The organism is Klebsiella sp. SYXHC3 (assembly GCF_057196925.1).
Genome location: NZ_JBXUNG010000008.1, coordinates 84,343 through 105,778 on the forward strand (window position 1 = coordinate 84,343; position 21,436 = coordinate 105,778).

At 55.7% G+C, this 21,436-nt stretch carries 20 protein-coding genes; 10 read left to right on the top strand and 10 right to left on the bottom strand.

What is annotated here, in order from left to right; genetic code table 11:
• The 7 genes from ftsQ to mutT all read left to right on the top strand — a co-directional run bounded on the left by ftsQ (position 1) and on the right by mutT (position 8,365).
• Entirely contained in the window at positions 1-834 is an 834-nt protein-coding gene (ftsQ, locus tag AC2CGP_RS18705) for a cell division protein FtsQ (protein ID WP_015368242.1), read from the top strand.
• Positions 831-2,093 carry a cell division protein FtsA gene (gene ftsA, locus AC2CGP_RS18710; protein WP_002888625.1) on the top strand — a complete coding sequence of 421 codons (1,263 nt, stop codon included), beginning with the start codon at positions 831-833 and terminating at the stop codon, positions 2,091-2,093. Before ftsQ ends, ftsA begins: the two co-directional genes overlap by 4 nt.
• Before the next feature lie 62 nt (positions 2,094-2,155).
• A complete protein-coding gene (ftsZ, locus tag AC2CGP_RS18715) occupies positions 2,156-3,307 on the top strand; it encodes a cell division protein FtsZ (protein ID WP_004857884.1) in 1,152 nt (383 codons plus the stop codon).
• 100 nt (positions 3,308-3,407) lie between these two features.
• A complete protein-coding gene (lpxC, locus tag AC2CGP_RS18720; RefSeq protein WP_015368241.1) occupies positions 3,408-4,325 on the top strand; it encodes a UDP-3-O-acyl-N-acetylglucosamine deacetylase in 918 nt (305 codons plus the stop codon).
• A 322-nt stretch (positions 4,326-4,647) separates the two neighbouring features.
• Positions 4,648-5,145: a secA translation cis-regulator SecM gene (secM, locus tag AC2CGP_RS18725; protein ID WP_015368240.1), complete on the top strand. Its 498-nt coding sequence runs from the start codon at positions 4,648-4,650 to the stop codon at positions 5,143-5,145.
• A gap of 61 nt (positions 5,146-5,206) precedes the next feature.
• Complete coding sequence (secA, locus tag AC2CGP_RS18730) at positions 5,207-7,912, top strand: preprotein translocase subunit SecA (RefSeq protein WP_015368239.1); 2,706 nt, start codon at positions 5,207-5,209, stop codon at positions 7,910-7,912.
• A gap of 60 nt (positions 7,913-7,972) precedes the next feature.
• Positions 7,973-8,365, top strand: a complete 393-nt coding sequence (mutT, locus tag AC2CGP_RS18735; RefSeq protein ID WP_015368238.1) for an 8-oxo-dGTP diphosphatase MutT — start codon at positions 7,973-7,975, stop codon at positions 8,363-8,365.
• Positions 8,366-8,432: 67 nt separating this feature from the next.
• Here the strand turns inward: mutT and yacG are convergent, their stop codons facing one another.
• From yacG to coaE, 3 genes are read right to left on the bottom strand one after another with little or no spacing between them, the layout of a single operon-like run.
• Positions 8,433-8,627, bottom strand: a complete 195-nt coding sequence (yacG, locus tag AC2CGP_RS18740) for a DNA gyrase inhibitor YacG (protein WP_015368237.1) — start codon at positions 8,625-8,627, stop codon at positions 8,433-8,435.
• Between the two features lie 9 nt (positions 8,628-8,636).
• Complete coding sequence (gene zapD / locus AC2CGP_RS18745) at positions 8,637-9,380, bottom strand: cell division protein ZapD (protein WP_015368236.1); 744 nt, start codon at positions 9,378-9,380, stop codon at positions 8,637-8,639.
• Positions 9,380-10,000 (bottom strand): dephospho-CoA kinase, encoded by a 621-nt coding sequence (gene coaE, locus AC2CGP_RS18750; protein WP_042894009.1) that lies wholly within the window; start codon positions 9,998-10,000, stop codon positions 9,380-9,382. Before coaE ends, zapD begins: the two co-directional genes overlap by 1 nt.
• Before the next feature lie 337 nt (positions 10,001-10,337).
• Here coaE and AC2CGP_RS18755 point away from each other — a divergent pair, with 337 nt between their 5' ends.
• On the top strand, positions 10,338-11,381 hold the full coding sequence (locus AC2CGP_RS18755) for a GMP reductase (RefSeq protein ID WP_015368234.1): 1,044 nt from the start codon (positions 10,338-10,340) through the stop codon (positions 11,379-11,381).
• Positions 11,382-11,411: 30 nt separating this feature from the next.
• On the opposite strand, the gene hofC is transcribed toward AC2CGP_RS18755, so the two are convergent.
• The 4 genes from hofC to nadC form a co-directional block, all read right to left on the bottom strand.
• Complete coding sequence (gene hofC, locus AC2CGP_RS18760; protein ID WP_484502437.1) at positions 11,412-12,617, bottom strand: protein transport protein HofC; 1,206 nt, start codon at positions 12,615-12,617, stop codon at positions 11,412-11,414.
• Positions 12,607-13,992, bottom strand: coding sequence for a type II secretion system protein GspE (gene gspE, locus AC2CGP_RS18765; RefSeq protein ID WP_045359073.1), 1,386 nt, complete (start codon positions 13,990-13,992; stop codon positions 12,607-12,609). The genes hofC and gspE overlap by 11 nt, the downstream gene beginning before the upstream one ends.
• Positions 13,993-14,002: 10 nt before the next feature.
• Entirely contained in the window at positions 14,003-14,434 is a 432-nt protein-coding gene (ppdD, locus tag AC2CGP_RS18770; RefSeq protein WP_020079603.1) for a prepilin peptidase-dependent pilin, read from the bottom strand.
• 180 nt (positions 14,435-14,614) lie between these two features.
• Entirely contained in the window at positions 14,615-15,508 is an 894-nt protein-coding gene (nadC, locus tag AC2CGP_RS18775) for a carboxylating nicotinate-nucleotide diphosphorylase (protein WP_015704410.1), read from the bottom strand.
• A gap of 137 nt (positions 15,509-15,645) precedes the next feature.
• Here nadC and ampD point away from each other — a divergent pair, with 137 nt between their 5' ends.
• Together ampD and ampE are read left to right on the top strand one after the other, a co-directional pair.
• Positions 15,646-16,209, top strand: coding sequence for a 1,6-anhydro-N-acetylmuramyl-L-alanine amidase AmpD (gene ampD, locus AC2CGP_RS18780; RefSeq protein WP_015704411.1), 564 nt, complete (start codon positions 15,646-15,648; stop codon positions 16,207-16,209).
• The gene (gene ampE, locus AC2CGP_RS18785) at positions 16,206-17,060 is read left to right on the top strand and encodes a beta-lactamase regulator AmpE (RefSeq protein WP_032709890.1); all 855 of its coding nucleotides are present in this window, start codon (positions 16,206-16,208) and stop codon (positions 17,058-17,060) included. Before ampD ends, ampE begins: the two co-directional genes overlap by 4 nt.
• Before the next feature lie 178 nt (positions 17,061-17,238).
• Here the strand turns inward: ampE and AC2CGP_RS18790 are convergent, their stop codons facing one another.
• The 3 genes from AC2CGP_RS18790 to aroP form a co-directional block, all read right to left on the bottom strand.
• A complete protein-coding gene (locus AC2CGP_RS18790; RefSeq protein ID WP_020079602.1) occupies positions 17,239-18,189 on the bottom strand; it encodes a glycoside hydrolase family 43 protein in 951 nt (316 codons plus the stop codon).
• Positions 18,189-19,595 (bottom strand): glycoside-pentoside-hexuronide (GPH):cation symporter, encoded by a 1,407-nt coding sequence (locus AC2CGP_RS18795; protein WP_015368226.1) that lies wholly within the window; start codon positions 19,593-19,595, stop codon positions 18,189-18,191. The genes AC2CGP_RS18790 and AC2CGP_RS18795 overlap by 1 nt, the downstream gene beginning before the upstream one ends.
• A 171-nt stretch (positions 19,596-19,766) precedes the next feature.
• Positions 19,767-21,140: an aromatic amino acid transporter AroP gene (aroP, locus tag AC2CGP_RS18800; RefSeq protein WP_161799840.1), complete on the bottom strand. Its 1,374-nt coding sequence runs from the start codon at positions 21,138-21,140 to the stop codon at positions 19,767-19,769.
• Positions 21,141-21,436: the final 296 nt, after the last annotated feature.

The following is a 21,436-nucleotide window of genomic DNA, read 5'->3' on the forward strand; positions in this document are numbered from 1 at the left end:
ATGTCGCAGGCGGCGCTGAATACGCGGAACCAGGAAGAAGAATCGATTGCTTCTTCGCGTCGGAATAATGGAACCCGGCTGGCAGGGATCGTTTTCCTGCTGGCGGTGTTGTGTACCGTATTGGTCAGCGGATGGATGGTTCTTGGTTGGATGGAAGATGCGCAACGTCTGCCGTTGTCGAAAATGGTCGTCACCGGCGAACGTCACTACACGCGTAACGATGATATCCGTCAGGCTATTCTGGCGTTGGGCTCGCCGGGCACCTTTATGACTCAGGATGTCAACATCATCCAGAGCCAAATTGAGCGCCTGCCGTGGATTAAACAGGCGAGCGTAAGAAAACAATGGCCCGATGAATTGAAGATTCATCTGGTTGAATATGTGCCGATTGCGCGCTGGAATGATCAACATATGGTAGACGTCGAAGGAAATTCTTTCAGCGTGCCGGCGGATCGTACCAGCAAACAGAACTTACCGATGTTATACGGCCCGGAAGGCAGCGAAAATGAAGTGCTGCAGGGATACCGCGACATGGGACAGGTGCTGGCAAAGAATAAGTTCACGTTGAAAGTGGCGGCAATGACCGCGCGTCGCTCCTGGCAGTTGACGCTTAATAACGATATTAAGCTCAACCTTGGCCGCGGCGACACCATGAAACGGCTTCAGCGCTTTATGGAACTCTACCCGGTTCTTCAGCAGCAGGCACAGACCGACGGCAAACGGATAAGCTACGTTGATTTGCGCTATGACTCGGGTGCGGCGGTAGGTTGGGTACCTGCTCCCGTAGAGGAAAATAATCAACAACAGAATCAGGCACAGGCAGAACAACGATGATCAAGGCGACGGACAGAAAACTGGTAGTTGGACTGGAGATTGGCACCGCGAAGGTTGCCGCTTTAGTAGGGGAAGTTCTGCCCGACGGTATGATTAATATCATTGGCGTGGGCAGTTGCCCATCGCGCGGCATGGATAAAGGCGGGGTGAATGACCTCGAGTCGGTAGTGAAATGTGTACAGCGCGCTATCGACCAGGCTGAACTAATGGCCGATTGCCAGATCTCATCAGTGTATCTGGCGCTTTCAGGTAAGCATATTAGCTGTCAAAATGAGATTGGCATGGTGCCTATCTCCGAAGAAGAGGTGACGCAGGATGACGTGGAAAACGTCGTTCATACCGCGAAATCGGTACGCGTACGCGACGAACATCGCGTACTGCACGTCATCCCGCAGGAATACGCCATCGACTACCAGGAAGGTATTAAAAACCCGGTAGGGTTATCCGGCGTGCGTATGCAGGCGAAGGTACATCTGATTACCTGCCATAACGATATGGCGAAAAACATTGTTAAAGCGGTTGAACGTTGTGGTTTGAAAGTTGACCAACTTATTTTCGCCGGTTTAGCGGCCAGTTATTCCGTATTAACGGAAGACGAACGTGAGCTGGGTGTCTGCGTCGTGGACATCGGCGGTGGTACAATGGATATCGCCGTGTATACCGGCGGCGCGCTGCGTCACACCAAAGTGATCCCTTACGCGGGCAACGTGGTGACCAGCGATATCGCCTATGCCTTCGGTACGCCGCCGAGCGACGCCGAAGCCATTAAGGTTCGTCACGGTTGCGCATTAGGTTCAATCGTCGGTAAAGACGAGAACGTGGAAGTACCGAGCGTGGGCGGACGTCCGCCGCGCAGCCTGCAGCGTCAGACGCTGGCAGAGGTGATTGAACCGCGTTATACCGAACTGCTCAATCTGGTTAACGAAGAAATCCTGCAGCTGCAGGAACAGCTCCGTCAGCAAGGGGTCAAACACCATCTGGCGGCGGGGATTGTATTAACCGGCGGCGCCGCGCAAATTGAAGGCCTGGCGGCCTGCGCGCAGCGCGTGTTCCATACGCAGGTGCGCATTGGCGCGCCGCTGAACATCACCGGTTTAACGGATTACGCTCAGGAGCCGTACTATTCGACGGCGGTTGGGCTGCTGCACTACGGAAAAGAGTCACATCTCAGTGGTGAAGCAGAAGTAGAAAAACGCGTGACGGCGTCAGTGGGCTCGTGGATTAAGCGACTCAACAGCTGGCTGCGAAAAGAGTTTTAATTTTTTAAGAGAACGCAGACAATTAGCGTTCTCAGGCGACAGGCACAAGACGGAGAGAAACTATGTTTGAACCTATGGAACTGACCAACGACGCGGTGATTAAAGTCATCGGCGTCGGTGGCGGCGGCGGTAATGCCGTTGAACACATGGTGCGCGAGCGCATTGAGGGTGTTGAATTCTTCGCGGTGAACACCGATGCGCAGGCGCTGCGTAAAACGGCTGTTGGCCAGACTATCCAGATCGGTAGCGGTATTACCAAAGGTCTGGGTGCAGGCGCGAACCCGGAAGTGGGCCGTAATGCGGCTGACGAAGACCGTGAAGCGCTGCGCGCTGCGCTTGATGGCGCGGACATGGTCTTTATCGCGGCGGGTATGGGCGGCGGTACCGGTACCGGCGCGGCGCCAGTGGTCGCGGAAGTGGCGAAGGATCTGGGTATCCTGACCGTTGCGGTCGTCACTAAGCCATTTAATTTCGAAGGCAAGAAGCGCATGGCGTTTGCTGAGCAGGGGATCACCGAGCTGTCCAAGCACGTTGACTCACTGATCACCATCCCGAACGACAAGCTGCTGAAAGTACTGGGCCGCGGTATCTCTCTGCTCGACGCTTTCGGCGCGGCAAACGACGTACTGAAAGGTGCGGTGCAGGGTATTGCCGAACTGATTACCCGTCCGGGTCTGATGAACGTCGACTTCGCGGACGTCCGTACCGTGATGTCGGAAATGGGCTACGCGATGATGGGCTCCGGTGTGGCGAGCGGTGAAGACCGTGCGGAAGAAGCGGCTGAAATGGCTATCTCTTCTCCGCTGCTGGAAGATATCGATCTGTCCGGCGCGCGCGGCGTTCTGGTCAACATCACGGCTGGCTTCGACCTGCGTCTGGATGAGTTCGAAACCGTTGGTAACACTATCCGCGCCTTTGCTTCGGATAACGCGACCGTGGTTATCGGTACCTCTCTGGACCCGGATATGAACGACGAGCTGCGCGTAACCGTTGTTGCTACCGGTATCGGTATGGACAAGCGTCCGGAAATTACCCTGGTGACCAACAAACAGGTACAGCAGCCGGTAATGGATCGCTACCAGCAGCACGGTATGGCTCCATTAACTCAAGAGCAGAAACCGGTGGCGAAAGTGGTGAACGACAATACGCCGCAAACCGCGAAAGAGCCGGATTATCTGGATATTCCAGCTTTCCTGCGTAAGCAAGCTGATTAAGAATTGGCTGGAAGTTGGGCATCTGCGCTCTTTGTGCTAAACTGCCCTGCCGAATGTATAGTACACTTCGGTTGGATAGGTAACTTGGCGAGATTATACGATGATCAAACAAAGGACTCTTAAACGTATTGTTCAGGCGACTGGTGTCGGTTTGCATACCGGCAAGAAAGTCACGCTGACTTTACGCCCTGCGCCGGCAAATACCGGGGTCATCTATCGTCGCACCGACTTGAATCCACCGGTTGATTTTCCGGCTGATGCCAAATCTGTGCGTGATACCATGCTCTGTACTTGCCTGGTGAACGAGCATGACGTGCGGATTTCTACAGTCGAGCACTTAAATGCCGCACTGGCTGGCCTGGGCATCGACAACATTATTGTTGAAGTCGATGCGCCGGAAATCCCGATTATGGACGGTAGCGCCGCTCCGTTCGTTTATCTGTTGCTGGATGCCGGCATCGATGAACTGAACAGCGCCAAGAAATTTGTGCGTATCAAAGAGACGGTTCGCGTTGAAGATGGCGACAAATGGGCTGAGTTTAAGCCGTATAATGGTTTTTCGTTGGACTTTACCATCGACTTTAACCATCCGGCGATCGACTCCAGCACCCAACGCTATGCGCTGAACTTCTCGGCCGATGCGTTCATGCGTCAGATTAGCCGTGCTCGTACTTTCGGTTTCATGCGTGATATCGAATATCTGCAGTCCCGTGGCCTGTGCCTGGGCGGCAGCTTCGATTGTGCCATCGTTGTTGACGATTATCGCGTACTGAACGAAGACGGTCTGCGCTTTGAAGATGAATTTGTTCGCCACAAAATGCTGGATGCGATCGGTGACCTGTTTATGTGTGGTCACAACATTATCGGCGCATTCACGGCGTTCAAATCCGGTCACGCGTTAAATAACAAACTGCTACAGGCTGTTCTGGCAAAACAGGAAGCCTGGGAGTATGTGACCTTCGAAGACGACGCAAAACTGCCGCTGGCATTCCGCGCACCGTCAATGGTTCTGGCGTAAGCCTGACCATTCAGTAAATTCGACTGGTAACCTGGTACTCTCTCCGTCCAGGGAACCAGTCGTTTTTCTTTTTAGCCTCCCTAAACCGCTTTTCACTGTGTTTCGCCGGCAATAATATGTGCGCGTTCGCTGCTTTATTAAGCGTTTTCCCGCAGCATTAGCGTTCATTCCTGCTGTCTCGGCGCGGTATTAATGTTAGTATTTGGGCGCAAAATTTTTCTCTGGGTTGCTTTATCCTGTCGATTTCAGGCTGTACTGCGAAGACCGCCAATAAAATGGACCGCCTGAAAGGACGCAGGAATACCAACTAAAGGTAAAGAAAGTGAGTGGATTGCTGACGCGTTGGCGACAGTTTGGCAGACGGTATTTTTGGCCGCATCTCCTGTTGGGGATGGTCGCGGCTAGCCTCGGCCTGCCTGCGCTTAACAACAGCCACGAAACCACTACGCCGGCGAAAGCCACGGCCAGCAACCATAATCCGAATAAAGTTAACTTCTCCCAGCTGGCGCTGCTGGAGGCCAATCGTCGGCCGAACTTTACCGTCGACTACTGGCATCAGCATGCGATTCGCACCGTCATTCGCCATCTGTCGTTTGCGATGGCGCCGCAGGCTTTGCCGGTGGCGGAAGAATCATCGCCGCTGCAGGCCCAGCATCTGGCCCTGCTCGATACGCTCAGCGCGCTGCTGACCCAGGACAGCAAACCGCCGGTGGTTATCCGCCAGGCGGCTTATATCCCTTCTTCTTACTCTGCCTTCCGCGTCAGCGCCTGGATAAGCCAGGTAGCGGGGATCCGCGCAGGGCCTCAACGTCTCAGCTGAAAATAAACACGGACCATCCTATTTTTTTGACTCCGCACCGCGGGGCGTTTGAGATTTTATTATGCTAATTAAAATGTTAACTAAAGTGTTCGGTAGCCGTAACGACCGTACGCTGCGTCGTATGCGCAAAGTCGTCAACATCATCAACGGTATGGAACCGGCGATGGAAAAGCTCTCTGATGACGAGCTGAAAGCCAAAACCGGAGAATTCCGCGCGCGTCTGGAGAAAGGTGAAAGCCTGGAAAGCCTGATCCCGGAAGCGTTTGCCGTGGTGCGTGAAGCGAGTAAACGCGTCTTCGGCATGCGCCACTTCGACGTGCAGCTGCTGGGCGGTATGGTACTGAACGACCGCTGCATCGCGGAAATGCGTACCGGTGAAGGTAAAACCCTGACCGCGACGTTACCGGCGTACCTTAACGCGCTGACCGGTAAAGGCGTTCACGTCGTTACCGTCAACGACTATCTGGCGCAGCGTGACGCCGAAAACAACCGTCCGCTGTTTGAATTCCTTGGTATGAGCGTGGGCATCAATATGTCCGGCCTGCCTGCGCCGGCGAAGCGTGAAGCCTACGCGGCCGACATCACTTACGGCACCAACAACGAATACGGCTTCGACTACCTGCGCGATAACATGGCGTTCAGCCCGGAAGAGCGCGTACAGCGTAAACTGCACTATGCGCTGGTGGATGAGGTGGACTCCATCCTGATCGACGAAGCGCGTACGCCGCTGATCATTTCCGGCCCGGCTGAAGACAGCTCCGAAATGTATCGCAAGGTAAACAAAATTATTCCGCACCTGATCCGCCAGGAAAAGGAAGACTCCGACACCTTTACCGGTGAAGGCCACTTCTCCGTAGATGAGAAAGCTCGCCAGGTTAACCTGACCGAACGCGGTCTGGTACTTATTGAAGAGCTGTTGGTGCAGGAAGGCATCATGGAGGAAGGCGAATCACTGTATTCTCCGACCAACATCATGCTGATGCACCATGTTACCGCCGCGCTGCGCGCCCACGCGCTGTTTACCCGCGACGTTGACTACATCGTGAAAGATGGCGAAGTCATCATCGTCGATGAACACACCGGCCGTACGATGCAGGGGCGTCGCTGGTCCGATGGCCTCCACCAGGCGGTAGAAGCCAAAGAAGGGGTGGAGATCCAGAATGAGAACCAGACTCTGGCATCCATCACCTTCCAGAACTACTTCCGCCTGTACGAGAAACTGGCGGGGATGACCGGTACCGCGGATACCGAAGCCTTTGAATTCAGCTCCATCTATAAACTGGATACCGTTGTCGTCCCGACTAACCGTCCGATGATCCGTAAGGATATGGCGGATCTGGTCTACATGACCGAAGCGGAAAAAATCCAGGCGATTATCGAGGATATTAAAGATCGTACCGCTGCCGGTCAGCCGGTGCTGGTCGGTACTATCTCAATCGAAAAATCTGAAGTGGTTTCCCGTGAACTGACGAAAGCCGGCATCAAGCACAACGTCCTGAACGCCAAGTTCCACGCCAGCGAAGCGGATATCGTCGCCCAGGCGGGTTATCCGGCTGCGGTTACCATCGCCACCAACATGGCGGGCCGTGGTACCGATATTATGCTCGGCGGTAGCTGGCAGGCAGAAGTCGCCGCGCTGGAAAATCCAACGCCGGAGCAGATTGAAAAAATCAAAGCTGACTGGCAGGTGCGCCACGATGCGGTCCTGGCCGCAGGCGGTCTGCACATCATCGGTACCGAGCGTCATGAATCCCGTCGTATCGATAACCAGCTGCGTGGCCGTGCTGGCCGTCAGGGTGATGCCGGTTCTTCCCGCTTCTATCTGTCGATGGAAGATGCTCTGATGCGTATCTTCGCCTCCGATCGCGTATCCGGCATGATGCGTAAACTGGGGATGAAGCCGGGCGAAGCTATCGAGCACCCGTGGGTGACCAAAGCGATTGCCAACGCCCAGCGTAAAGTGGAAAGCCGCAACTTCGACATTCGTAAACAGCTGCTGGAATATGATGACGTCGCCAACGATCAGCGTCGCGCTATCTATACCCAGCGTAACGAGCTGTTGGATATCTCCGACGTGAGCGAAACCATCAACAGCATCCGCGAAGACGTCTTCAAAGCCACTATTGATGCGCATATCCCGCCGCAGTCGCTGGAAGAGATGTGGGATATTGAAGGCCTGCAGGAACGTCTGAAAAACGACTTCGACCTTGAGCTGCCAATCAAAGAGTGGCTGGATAAAGAGCCGGAGCTGCACGAAGAGACCCTGCGTGAACGTATTCTGCAGAGCGCGGTAGAAACCTACCAGCGTAAAGAAGAAGTGGTCGGCGCCGAAATGATGCGTCACTTCGAGAAAGGCGTCATGCTGCAAACGCTGGATTCCTTGTGGAAAGAGCACCTGGCGGCGATGGACTACCTGCGCCAGGGTATCCATCTGCGCGGCTACGCGCAGAAAGATCCGAAGCAGGAGTACAAGCGCGAATCCTTCTCGATGTTTGCCGCTATGCTCGAATCGCTGAAGTATGAAGTTATCAGCACGCTGAGCAAGGTACAGGTGCGGATGCCGGAAGAAGTCGAAGAGATGGAACAGCAACGTCGCGAAGAGGCAGAGCGTCTCGCGCAGATGCAGCAGCTGAGCCATCAGGATGACGATACACTGGCTGCCGCCTCGCTGGCTGAACAGACCGGCGACCGTAAAGTCGGGCGTAACGATCCGTGCCCGTGCGGTTCCGGTAAAAAATACAAACAGTGCCACGGCCGTCTGAGCTAAGGGCTGATAAAAAGAAAACCAGGGCGCAGATTTCTGCGCCTTTTTTATGGAGCTGTTTCAATGAAAAAACTGCAAATCGCCGTCGGGATAATTCGCAATCCGCAAGGCGAAATTTTTATTACCCAGCGTGCTGCAGACGCGCATATGGCCAATAAACTGGAATTCCCCGGCGGAAAAATAGAATCAGGTGAGACGCCGGAACAGGCGCTGGTACGTGAACTGCAGGAAGAGGTCGGGATTACGGTGACGACGTCCACGTTGTTCGACAAACTGGAGTATCAATTCCCGGATCGCCATATCACGCTATGGTTCTTCCTGGTGGAAAACTGGCAAGGTGAGCCGTGGGGCAAAGAAGGACAACCGGGGCAGTGGATGGCGCAGCAGGCGTTGGATCCGCAGGCATTTCCGCCGGCGAACGAGCCGATAATTAATAAACTTATTACGCTTGCCTGAGCGCCGGGCAACCCGGCGCAGGCCTGAAACGCTAATCCGGAACGTCCCGGATTAGCGATAGGAAAGGTTACTGCTGCGGCTCGCTCCAGTCATCGCTGTCGGATAAGTCGCCGGAACTGGGGATACGTTTCTCTTCCGCCGCCCACTCGCCAAGATCGATCAGCTGGCAGCGCTTCGAGCAAAACGGGCGAAACGGGCTTTGCTCGCTCCAGACGACGTTTTTACCGCAGGTTGGGCAGTTAACGATAGTCTCTTCTGACATAGTGTCTCCTTAGCAACAAGCCAGTTCAAAATCAAAGCGTTCCGGCACGATACCATGCTCGCTGTCCAGCGGCAGGAAGCGGATGGCAAAGCGGCTTTTATGGCCGGAAATTTGCGGGTATAGCTGGCTTGCGAGATCCAGGCGCAGGCGCAGCAGATCGGCATCGTCGCCATTATCCTGATAAAAGCCATTGAGGCTGGTCTGCTTACGGAAAGGCGCGGAGTTACGAATCAAATCAAGGATCAGCTCCAGCGACTGCATCAGCGGCGTCAGGCTCGCTAACCATTTTGCCACCTGCTCATCGCGATACTCTTGCGGCATATGCAGCCAGATATGTAGCGTTGGCAAATCAAAGCCGCAACAGCCGCCAGGGATGCTCAGACGCTGGCGCACCAGGCCAATCAGCCGATCTTCACGAAGAAACTGGCCAATACGCGGAGCGGAGATCAAGGTGCTGCCGGACAGTTTGAGCTGCTGACGTAGGGCTTCAATACGCTGCTGATCGACGCCGGGCACTTCGGCCCAGGTTTGTAATTTCCGCTGTTGTCGCTCCAGCTCTTTCAGCAAATCGGTACGCACTTCGCCACGTTCCAGCACGTCCAGTAGATCGCCGGTATTGCGGAAAAAATGGAGAGCGTCCGCGTAGCTGGCAATGGCCGGGCGGGAAGAGAGCTGCTGAAATAAAAATTCAATGCGCAGCCAGGTGCGCATTTTCTCATTGAGCGGATGTTCGAAGAGAACAGGGGTATGCATTACGGTTTTTCCTGTGAGGCGGCCTGCGATGCCAGCATTAAATACTTATCGTGCAGGCGGGCGACGTGGGATGCGACGGCATCCGCGGAGCCCATGTTTTCAATAACATCATCCGCTGCGGCAAGACGCTGTTCGCGCGTCGCCTGGGCGGCAAGAATATGTTCAGCGTGTTCACGACTGACCCCATCGCGGCGTATGGTGCGCTCGATTTGCGTCTCTTTTGGCACATCGACAACCAGTATGCGATCGGCTTTATCGGTCAGGCGGTTTTCGACCAGCAAGGGTACGACCCAGAGGAGATAAGGTGAGGTTGAGGCCTGCATCTGACGGCGCGTTTCTTGCTGAATCAGCGGATGCAGCAGCGCGTTAAGCCAGGCCTTGTCCTCGCTATGAGCAAAAATGCGTTCGCGTAAGCGGCGGCGATTCAGACTGCCATCGTCGTTGATCATCTGTGGACCAAACCTTTCAGCGATAGCAAGCAGGGCGGGAGTGCCGGGCTCTACAACCTGACGCGCAATAATATCGGCGTCGATGACGGTTACGCCCAGGTGAGCAAATTCGTCGGCGACGGTACTTTTACCGCTACCGATGCCGCCTGTTAACGCTACCGTATACCCCATACACTTCAATCCCGATGTCACATTATTGTTCAAAACCCTGGCGATTCACCGCGCCATTCAGACCCAGAGGATAGCTTAATCAAGATTTTGTTAAATCGAAAAAGTATCCATAATGTGAATTGTGATTCACTTTATATATAAAAAACAATTGGTTAAAAATGACGCAATGGTAAGGAAAGCACACGAACGTGTTTTTCGCTATTCACCAGGTAAATTTTAACGATTGTAGCGTAAAAAAAGTGAAAATCGCAGTCTTGCGCGGCTATGATTCGTGCGTATGATAGCGTCACTGGAGTTGTGCTCTCACATTAATGCAATTAACCCCAGGAATTCGCACATGCGTATTGAAGAAGATCTGAAGCTAGGTTTTAAAGACGTTCTTATCCGCCCGAAACGCTCTACCCTCAAAAGCCGTTCTGATGTTCAACTGGAACGTGAATTCACCTTTAAGCATTCAGGCCAGACCTGGTCCGGCGTACCGATTATCGCTGCTAACATGGATACCGTCGGTACCTTCAGCATGGCGAAAGCCTTGTCCGCTTTTGGAATTCTGACCGCCGTGCACAAACACTACAGCGTTGAAGAATGGCAGGCGTTTGTGCAGAGCGAGTCCGCAGAAGTGCTGCAGCATGTGATGGTTTCCACCGGTACCTCTGACGCGGACTTTGAAAAAACTCAGCAGATCCTGACCCAGAATCCACAGCTGAACTTCGTCTGCATAGACGTGGCTAACGGCTACTCTGAACACTTCGTTCAGTTTGTGGCGAAAGCGCGCGCCGCCTGGCCACAAAAAACCATTATCGCCGGCAACGTGGTGACCGGTGAAATGTGTGAAGAACTGATTCTCTCCGGCGCTGATATCGTTAAAGTGGGCATTGGCCCTGGCTCCGTCTGTACTACCCGCGTGAAAACCGGCGTTGGCTACCCGCAGCTGTCTGCGGTGATTGAATGTGCCGATGCCGCGCACGGTCTCGGCGGCCAGATCATCAGCGACGGCGGCTGCACCATGCCGGGTGATGTTGCGAAAGCTTTTGGCGGCGGTGCCGATTTTGTCATGCTCGGCGGGATGCTGGCGGGTCACGAAGAGAGCGGCGGTACCGTGGTGGAAGAGAACGGTGAAAAATTCATGCTGTTTTACGGTATGAGCTCTGAATCGGCGATGACTCGCCACGTCGGCGGCGTCGCGAAATATCGTGCCGCGGAAGGTAAAACCGTTAAGTTGCCGCTGCGCGGCCCGGTTGATAATACCGCGCGTGATATCCTCGGTGGCCTGCGTTCAGCATGCACCTATGTTGGCGCTTCCCGCCTGAAAGAGCTGACCAAACGTACAACCTTTATCCGCGTACAGGAACAAGAGAACCGCGTGTTCAACAGTCTGTAATGACGATGGCTGGCGCTCTGGCGCCAGCCATTAACTCCCCATTGTGCCCAGCGCGTCCCCCAGATGAAAAACAGGTAGGTACATCGCTACCACCAGCACACCGACGATCGTTCCGGTCACCACCAGCAGTATTGGCTCCAGCAGCGTCGCCAGATTATCCGCCTGTTGATGAGTTTGCTCGCTATGATGGCGCGCCAGGTTATCGAGCATCGTATCCAGCGCTCCTGATGCCTCGCCGGTACGAATGAGCTGCAGGCACAGCGAGGTAAATCCGCCACAATTCGTTAGCGCCTGCCAGATTGGTTGGCCATGGATAATCTCTGCGCGCGCCTGTGCAATCCGCTGCCGCCACAGCGGGCAGCCCACGGTTTCCTCGACGCTCTCCAGCCCCTGGACAAAGCTTATACCCGCGCTTTGGGTCAGTGAAAGAATGGTAAATACCTGGCTCAGTTGCTGACCGTTGAGCAGCCGACCCGCTATTGGAATCGCGTGAAATAATCTTTGCCTTAACAGCAGCCAGCGTGGCCGCCGCCGGGCCAGCCGGTTGAGAAATAGTGGAATAGCAAAAAAAGGCGGCAGCAACGGCCAGTAGCGGGCTAACGCGTCGCCAAGGTGAATGACCATTTGCGTCAGCAAGGGGAGCGGCGTGTTGAAGGTCCGATAGATGGCGGTAAATTCCGGCAGAACGAAAAACAGCATCGCCACGACCAGCGCCAGCGCTAATGTCAGGATAACGATCGGATAGCGCAGCGCCTTCTTTACCTTTTCTGTCAGACGCTGTTGTTCCTGCTGCTGTTGCGCGAGTTGAAAGCAGCAGCGTTCCAGCTTACCGGTGAGCTCGCCGGTGCGGATCATCGCCAGATAGAGCGGAGGGAAGACCTGCGGCCATTGCGCCAGGCCGCTGGAGAGAGAAACGCCATTTGCCAGTTCCTGCGCCAGCACTCGTAGCAACGCCTGCCACTGTTTGTGCGGCTGTTGTTGGGCCAGCAGCTCCAGCCCTTCAGCCAGCGGTAAACCAGCCTGCAGCAGCGTGGCAAGCTGGCGGATAACCTCACCGCTGTAGCGCGGGCGCCACAGCGAATTCTGTACCGTTTTACGCCGTAGCGCCAGCGGCAGGATCCGCTGCTGTTCCAGTGATGCCAGCGCCTGCCCACGCGTTTCTTGCCACAGGGCGCCCTCGCACATCATTCCTTGCTTATTCATCCCCCGCCACTGCCAAAGCTGCTTAGTCGCCATGTGGGATCCCCAGAACGCGCACGACTTCTTCCAGGCTGGTCAACCCGCGCTCCACCGCTTCACAGCCGCTTTCAAACAGTGTCATCATGCCGGCTTCGCGGGCCAGCGTTTCGATTTCCGCCGCGCTGAGATCGCGATTAATGGCCTGACGCAGCGCGCTATCCACCGGCAGCAGTTCGAATAAGGCCAGGCGGCCGTAGTAACCGTGGTAGCACTGTGGGCAGCCAACCGCCAGCCAGCCGGGTAATGGGCGTGGCCAAAGACTGTGCGGCACCTCGGTAGGGCGGCCGCCATCGCGCCGGCAGTGGGGACACAGTTTTCGCACCAGCCGCTGGGCGACTACCAGCGATAGCGCCGAGGAGATCATCCAGCGCGCTACGCCCATTTGTTGCAGGCGAATTAACGTTTCGCTGGTGGAGTTAGTATGCAATGTAGAGAGCACCAGATGCCCGGTTTGTGCGGCTTTAATGGCGATTTCCGCGGTTTCGGCATCGCGAATTTCTCCGACCATGACGATATCCGGATCCTGACGCAGCAGCGCCCGCAGGACGCTCTGGAAGGTAAGCCCGGATCGCGGGTTGATCTGCGTTTGGTTGAGCCCGGTAAGCGGGATCTCCAGCGGATCTTCCACGCTGCAGATATTGACCTCTTCGCGGTTTCGCGCCTGCAGCGCGCTGTACAGGGTGACAGTTTTGCCACTCCCCGTAGGCCCGGTAACCAGTAGCAACCCCTGCGGCTGGTTCAATGCGGCGCGGAAAAAAGCCAGCTGACGAGAGGAGAGCCCCAGAGCTTCCAGATCCAGCGCCTGCTCCACCTGGTGTAATAAACGCAGGACGATTTTCTCCCCGCCGCGGCAAGGGAGGGTTGCGATGCGAAAGGAGACCGTGCGCCCGGCCAGCGTCAGAGTGAACTGTCCATCCTGCGGTAGACGATGCTCGGCAATATCGAGGTTGCCCAGCACCTTAAGCCGTGCGGCTATTGGCGCAGCCAGCGCGGCCTCAAGTAACGGTAGGGCATGCAACACGCCATCGACACGCAGACGTATCCGCAGCTGATTTTCCGCCGGCTCAATATGGATATCAGAGGCTCGCTGGCGCAGCGCCTGCTCCAGAATTTGATTCAGCAGATCGGTTACGCCCTGGGGGGTACCCGTGGCGGAGTCTGCTGCTGACCGCTGTGCCTCATGCTGATGCTTATCCATCCGCTCCTGGCTCCAGCATTCAATATCGATGCGCTTTTGGGTAGCGAAGCGCAGCGCTTCCATCAGTTCTGGAGACGGCGTATCCACAACGGCGATAACAATGGTCTGCTCGTCGCTCTTCAACAACAGTGCGTGATGGCGCTGACAGAGTGAGAGTAGCTGTTCGGTTTTCATGGCTGTCACCTCAGTTAAAGCGGAAGACATCTTCGCAGGCCTGCTTTAACGCGCTGTCATCGCCGATGGCGCAGACGCGCTGCCAACCGGTGATACCGTTGGCGTTATCCCAGGAAGGGGTCAGGGTGACGGCCAGGCCGTTCAGACTCTCCTGCCCGGTCAGCGTGACCACCCCCTGGGCGACGCTCATCGCTGATACATAGCGGGTAGTCGACGGTGAAGGGATTCCGTTACTGCCGCCATCGCAGCTGGTTAGTCCGCCGTGGTCCAAGGCGCACAGCTCTATTGCCGTGCGGTAGGGCACAAAGGTTTGCAGCATATCGGTGAGGGCGGCTTTGCGTAGGTAGTTTTGGTAGGCAGGGATGCCGATGGCGCTGAGGATGGCGATAATGCCGATAACCACCATTAATTCGATCAGGGTAAAACCACGTTGCTTATCCATAAGTCACTCCTTGTTGGTTGTGGGGTGACTTTGGCGCGATTACGTCGCGGCGGCGAGGAGGAAAAATACGCTTAGGATGCAGGCATCCAGCTTTTCGGTAGCATTTTCAAAGATGCACGGGAAGCGTGCGAGGCGTCTCGCAAAAATAACCCCGATACCCGGCGGATATCGGGGAGAGAATTAACGAAAACGCATGGACAGGTCGAGGGCCCGTACGTGCTTGGTGAGTGCGCCGACGGAAATATAGTCAACGCCGGTTTCCGCGAATTCGCGAATGGTATCGAAGGTTACATTGCCGGAGACTTCCAGCGCCGCCTGGCCGTTGGTACGTTTCACCGCCTCACGCATCAGGTCGGTGGTGAAATTGTCGAGCATGATGATATCAGCGCCGGCTTTTAACGCTTCATCCAGCTCATCCAGCGTTTCGACTTCGACTTCCACCGGTACGTCCGGGTGCAGCCAGAAGGCTTTTTCCACCGCCTGACGTACCGAACCAGAGGCGATGATATGGTTTTCTTTGATCAGGAAAGCGTCGAAGAGGCCCAGACGGTGGTTCGCGCCGCCGCCGCACAGCACCGCATACTTCAACGCGGTGCGCAGGCCTGGTAACGTTTTACGCGTATCAAGCAGTTGCGTTTTGGTGCCTTTGAGCAGGTCGACGTAGCGGCGTACTTCGCTTGCTACCCCGGAGAGGGTCTGCACGAAATTCAGCGCGGTGCGTTCGCCGGTCAGCAGCACCCGCGACGGCCCGTCCAGTTCGAACAGCGGCTGATCGGCTTTTACCGTATCGCCGTCAGCCACGTGCCAGGTGATGCGGACATCGTCGCCGGCAAGCTGAATGAAAACTTCTTCTACCCAACGCTTACCGCAGAATACCCCATCTTCGCGGGTGATAACGACGGCGTGAGAGCGCGCGTCCGATGGCAATAATTGCGCGCTGATATCGTTGTTAGCGTCAACTTCGCCGCCCAGATCTTCGCGTAATGATTGCGCGACGGCGTCGGTAATATCGAGATTAATACGTTCCAGCAGCGCGTCACGGCGGCGGTCGGGGCTGTAGCGACGAGGCGTCATGATAAAGCTCCAGATAGATAAGATTCAGAAGTGGGAAACATGCTAACCTGAACCACGTTTCTGTACCACACATACCCAATGGATTTCGCGTCGCCTGTGGGGCCGCCGGGATCCACGTTTGCGAAAGGAGATTCCCCATGCAGTTGAATGGCGGATGGCTGGTGGGCGCGCGTCGGGTGCCTTCGCCGCATCACGATTGCCGCCCGGACGATGAAAACCCTTCTTTACTGGTGGTACATAATATCAGCCTGCCGCCGGGGGAGTTTGGCGGCCCGTGGATTGACGCGCTATTTACCGGAACATTGGATGCCGACGCGCATCCTTACTTCGCCGGGATTGCTCATCTGCGCGTTTCGGCGCATTGTCTGATTCGTCGCGATGGCGAGATAGTCCAGTATGTACCCTTTGATAAGCGCGCATGGCATGCGGGCGTCTCCAGCTATCACGGCCGCGAGCGCTGCAATGATTTTTCGATCGGCATTGAGCTGGAAGGGACGGATACTCAGGCCTACACCGAGGCGCAGTACCAGCAGTTAGTGGTGATTACCCAGGCGCTCATCCAGCGTTATCCTGGTATTGCTGATAATATTACCGGCCATTGCGATATCGCGCCGATACGTAAAACGGATCCCGGCCCGGCCTTTGATTGGGCAAAATACCGCGGTATGTTGGCCGCATCGTCACATAAGGAGATACCATGACGTTGTTTACTACGCTGCTGGTTCTCATCGCCGAGCGTCTGTTCAAACTTGGCGAGCACTGGCAGCTCGATCATCGCCTGGAGGTACTGTTCCGCCGCGTGAGGCATTTCTCGCTGTTCGGCACCGTGCTGATGACCGTCGTCGCGGTGGCGGTGGTATATGTTATTCAACGCCTGCTACAGGGGCAGCTATTTAACGTACCGCTGCTGGTGTTCTGGATTTTGCTTGGCCTGCTGTGTATTGGCGCGGGCAAGGTGCGCCTGCATTATCATGCCTATCTGAAGGCGGCGGCGAACAACGATAGCCACGCCTGCGATTCTATGGCCAGCGAACTAACGCTTATTCACGGCGTGCCGCCGGGCTGCGATCGTCAGGAGTATCTTCGCGAGCTGCAAAACGCACTGCTATGGATCAACTATCGCTACTATCTCGCGCCTCTGTTCTGGCTGGTGGTCGGCGGCCCGTGGGGGCTGTTGACGCTAACCGCTTATAGCGTCCTGCGCGCCTGGCAGACCTGGCTTGCGCGCTATCAGACGCCGCGCCATCGTTTACAGTCCGGCATTGACGGTATTCTGCATATTGTCGATTGGGTGCCGGTGCGCCTGGTTGGCGTGGTATACGCGCTGCTGGGGCACGGCGAAAAAGCGCTGCCTGCGTGGTTTGCCTCGCTAGGCGATCGTCACTCTTCACAGTATCAGGTATTAACTCGTCTGGCCCAGTTCTCATTGGCCCGCGAGCCGCACGTCGATGCGGTTGAGACGCCAAAAGCGGCGGTTTCCATGGCGAAGAAAACCTCGCTGGTGGTGGTGGTGATTATGGCGCTGCTGACCATCTACGGAACGTTGATTTAACAGCCCGAAGCCAGGCGCTGCTGGGCTTGGCGCCCTCATGTCGCCGGATGGCGCTGCGCTTATCCGGCCTACGCTCCGCGGCCCGGTAAGCGCAGAAGCGGTAGCCCTGCTAAGCGCAGCGCAAGCAGGGAAAATCCCAGTGGTGGCGTTGGATCCCGGACGGCTCGCTGTTCACTCGCTACAGCGTATCAGCGGGCGGGATGCCGAAGTCGGGCATCCCGTTTTCTTGCCAGCGCACTAACTTCAGCCGGGTGTGACGGTTAGGATCGTACAGCGGGTCGCCTTCGATTTCGGTGTAGTTGCGCGCGTGGTACACCAGCACATCTTCCCCCTCCGGCGTTTGCGTAAAGCTATTGTGGCCGGGACCATACTGGCGGTTTTCGTAGCTGGTGCGAAATACCGGCTGCGGGGATTTGTGCCAGTTAGCCGGCTGTAGCGGATCGGCCTGAATATCTATCCATAATAATCCCATGCAGTAGTTTTCATCGGTCGCGCTGGCGGAATAGCTGATAAACAGCTTATCGCCGTGTACCAGCACCGCAGGCCCCTCATTGACCATAAATCCCCGGCATTCCCAGGCAAACTCCGGCTTACTCAGCATGATCGGCGCGCCTTTTAGCGTCCACGGGTTTTCCAGCTCCGCCAGATAGAGATTGGTATTGCCGGCGATCTGCGGGTCTTTCTGCGCCCATAAATACCAGCGTTTCCCTTGATGGCAGAAAGTGGTGGCATCGAGGGCGAAGGTATCGAACGGGGTGATAATTTGCCCTTTTTCCTGCCAGCGGCCGCTGAGCGGATCGCTGTCGGTACACTCAAGGGCGAACATCCGGTGCTGGAACATCCCCTGGGCGTCGAGGTCATGGGTCGGGGCGGCGGCGAAATAGATATACCACTTGCCGTCGATGTGGTGGAGCTCAGGCGCCCAAATCAGCTGGCTCATCGGACCGCTTTGCGGCTTGCGCCAGACGGTCACCGGCTCGGCTTCACGCAGGCCTTCCAGCGTGGCGGCGCGGCGAATCTCCAGCCGATCGTATTCCGGCACGGAGGCAATAAAATAGTAGCTGTCGTGATGGCGCAGGATAAAAGGGTCCGCGCGTTGTTCAATAAAGGGATTCGGCCAGTTGTTCATCAGGCTTTCCTTACGTGTTCACTGGTTTTCAATTCCTGGAGTTCATTCAGTTCGCTGTAGTTACTGCGGCGTTTTTCCAGATCGCTCTGGATTTGGCGCATCAGATCACGGTCAACTTTCAACAGGCGTACGACGCCTGCGGTAATCAGGTAGCCAACGCCGGGGATCACTGAGAACAGCAGTACGATACCGTTTAGCGCCGAGGCGCTTTGCTGCTTCGCGCCGGCATCGTAGCCGTACCACGACAGCAGGAAACCCACCATGGCCCCGGCGACCGCCAGCCCCACTTTCAGGAAGAACAGGTTACCGGAGAAGCTGATGCCGGTGATCCGTTTACCGGTTTTCCACTCGCCGTAGTCATCAACGTCGGACATCAGCGACCAGTGCAGCGGCGACGGGATTTGATGCAGGATATTGAGCAGGAAGTAGAGCACCAGAATCAGCGTTGTGGCATGCGGATTAAAGAAGTAGAACGCGCAGGAGAAGACTGCCAGTACAATGTTGGTCCAGAAAAAGACCTGCAGTTTACACCAGCGGTCGGTCAGCACTTTCGCCAGCATGCTGCCGATCATCATGCCGACCACGCCAAGGCTGATAAACAGAGTGGCGAAGTGGGTGCTTTGCCCCATCACCCAGGTGACGTAGTACATGGTGGCGGCCATGCGGATAAAGCCGGGGCAAACGTTACATAGGGTTAAGAGCAAAATGCGAACCCACTGGTCGTTTTTCCACACGTCTTTGAGGTCTTTTTTCAGCTCGTCGTTGGTTTGTACCGCAGGACGTATGCGCTCGCGTACGGTGGCGAAGCAGAACAAAAACATACACATGCCGATGAACGCCAATACGGTCATCGCCATTTGATAACCTTTCGCTTTATCGGCGCCGCCGAACCACTCCGCCATAGGCAGCAGAGTCAGCGAGAGCAGAAGCGTCGCGATACCGACCAGCACAAAGCGGTATGACTGGCAGGCGACACGTTCTTGCGGGTCGGATGTCATCACCGTCCCCAAAGAGCAGTAGGGGATGTTAATCGCGGTATAGGTTATCGACAGCAGGAAGTAGGTGACGAAGGCATAGATAACCTTGCTGTTGTAGGTCCATTCCGGGGTGGTGAACATCAGCACGCTGAACAGGGCGTAGGGGAAGGCCATCCACAGCAGCCATGGGCGAAAGCGGCCATATTTACTGCGGGTGCGGTCGGCCATCGCCCCCATGATCGGGTCGGTGACGGCATCGATGACGCGCACCGAAAGCAGCAGCACCCCAACCAGCGCCGGCGCAAGACCAAAAATATCCGTATAAAAATAGTTAACGAACAACATGATGGCGCCAAAGATAATGTTACATCCGGCATCGCCCATCCCGTAGCCAATCTTTTCTTTCAGCGAAAGTGTATTGCCTGTCATCCTGGAACTCTCCATTGCAGTCTGGAGAGAATTATTGGTCTTAGCGTCGGGAATTACGTTGCAGTAATCCGTCATCGATATGGATAAAACTGTTACAGGAAGGAAAGTGTGAAGCAGATAACAATGCGCCGTGCCCGTCGCTCGAGGACGGACACGGCGTGACGAGATGTATTATTGTGCTTTTACGACGCCGGCGCTTTTCTGCTTAAACAGATAGCCAACGCCGAGAACGGCAATCCATACCGGTATCAGCCACACCGAAATCGCCATTCCCGGGGTCATCAGCATGATGGCCAGTACCGCGACCATAAATAGCAGGCATACCCAGTTACCCAGCGGGTAGAACAGCGCCGGGAAACGTGTTTTCACGCCTTCCTGCTGCTTAGCGCGACGGAATTTGATGTGCGCGAGGCTAATCATCGCCCAGTTAATTACCAGCGCGGAGACCACCAGCGCCATCAGCAGTCCGAACGCCGATTCCGGCGCCAGGTAGTTGATCAGCACGCACAGCGCGGTGACTACGGCGGATACCAGAATGGTGTTGACCGGTACGCCGCGTTTATCGAGAGTCAGCAGCGCTTTCGGCGCATTACCCTGCTGCGCCAGGCCGAACAGCATACGGCTGTTACAGTACACGCAGCTGTTGTAAACCGAGAGCGCGGCGGTGAGCACCACGATGTTGAGGGCGTTTGCCACCAGCGTATCGCCGAGTTCGTGGAAGATCAGCACGAACGGGCTGGTATCGGCGGTGACGCGCGTCCACGGCAGCAGGGAGAGCAGCACGGCCAGGGAGCCTACATAGAAAATAAGGATACGGTAGATAACCTGATTGGTGGCTTTCGGGATGCTCTTTTCCGGGTTGTCCGCTTCTGCCGCGGTGATGCCCACCAGTTCCAGACCGCCGAAGGAGAACATAATGATCGCCATCATCATCACCAGCCCGGTGAAGCCGTGCGGCAGGAAACCGCCCTGATCCCACAGGTTACTGACCGTCGCCTGCGGGCCGCCGTTGCCGCTGAACAACAGCCAGGCGCCGAACAGAATCATGGCCACTACCGCGACGACTTTAATAATCGCGAACCAGAACTCCATTTCGCCGAACACTTTTACGTTGGTCAGGTTAATGGCGTTAATGGCGATGAAGAAGACCGCCGCGGAGGCCCAGGTAGGGATTTCCGGCCACCAGAACTGGATATATTTGCCCACGGCGGTCAGTTCCGCCATGGCGACAAGGACATACAGCACCCAATAGTTCCAGCCGGAGGCAAAGCCGGCAAATCCGCCCCAGTATTTATAAGCAAAATGGCTGAATGAACCGGCTACCGGTTCTTCGACGACCATTTCGCCGAGTTGACGCATGATCAGGAAGGCGATAAACCCGGCGATAGCGTAGCCGAGAATAATACCAGGACCTGCAGATTGAATCACTGACGCACTACCCAGGAATAAGCCCGTACCAATAGCGCCTCCTAGCGCAATGAGCTGTATATGGCGGTTCTTCAAGCCGCGCTTGAGTCGATCGCCATGCTGTTGACCTTCCATCATGAAACCTCGTGTGTGGTTATTATGTTTATACGCTTCATCCTTCAGGTTGCTGCTTTGCTGTCCGTCTCTGCCAAATAGCATAGTTAGCTAATTTCAAGGCGTTTGAGGCCAGTTTTTACCCGAGTGACGCAACGCACACATTGTTGTGTTTGTGTAATTATGAAATTCCATTTTTGTATTGATTTCTTTACGGAAAGCAAAGCGGAAATTCCCTCAAAGACCTTTCGCCTGATGAAGAATAATGGTAAGGGCGTGCGAATGCACCTGCTTTATGAAGGGATGATGACGGAACGAAC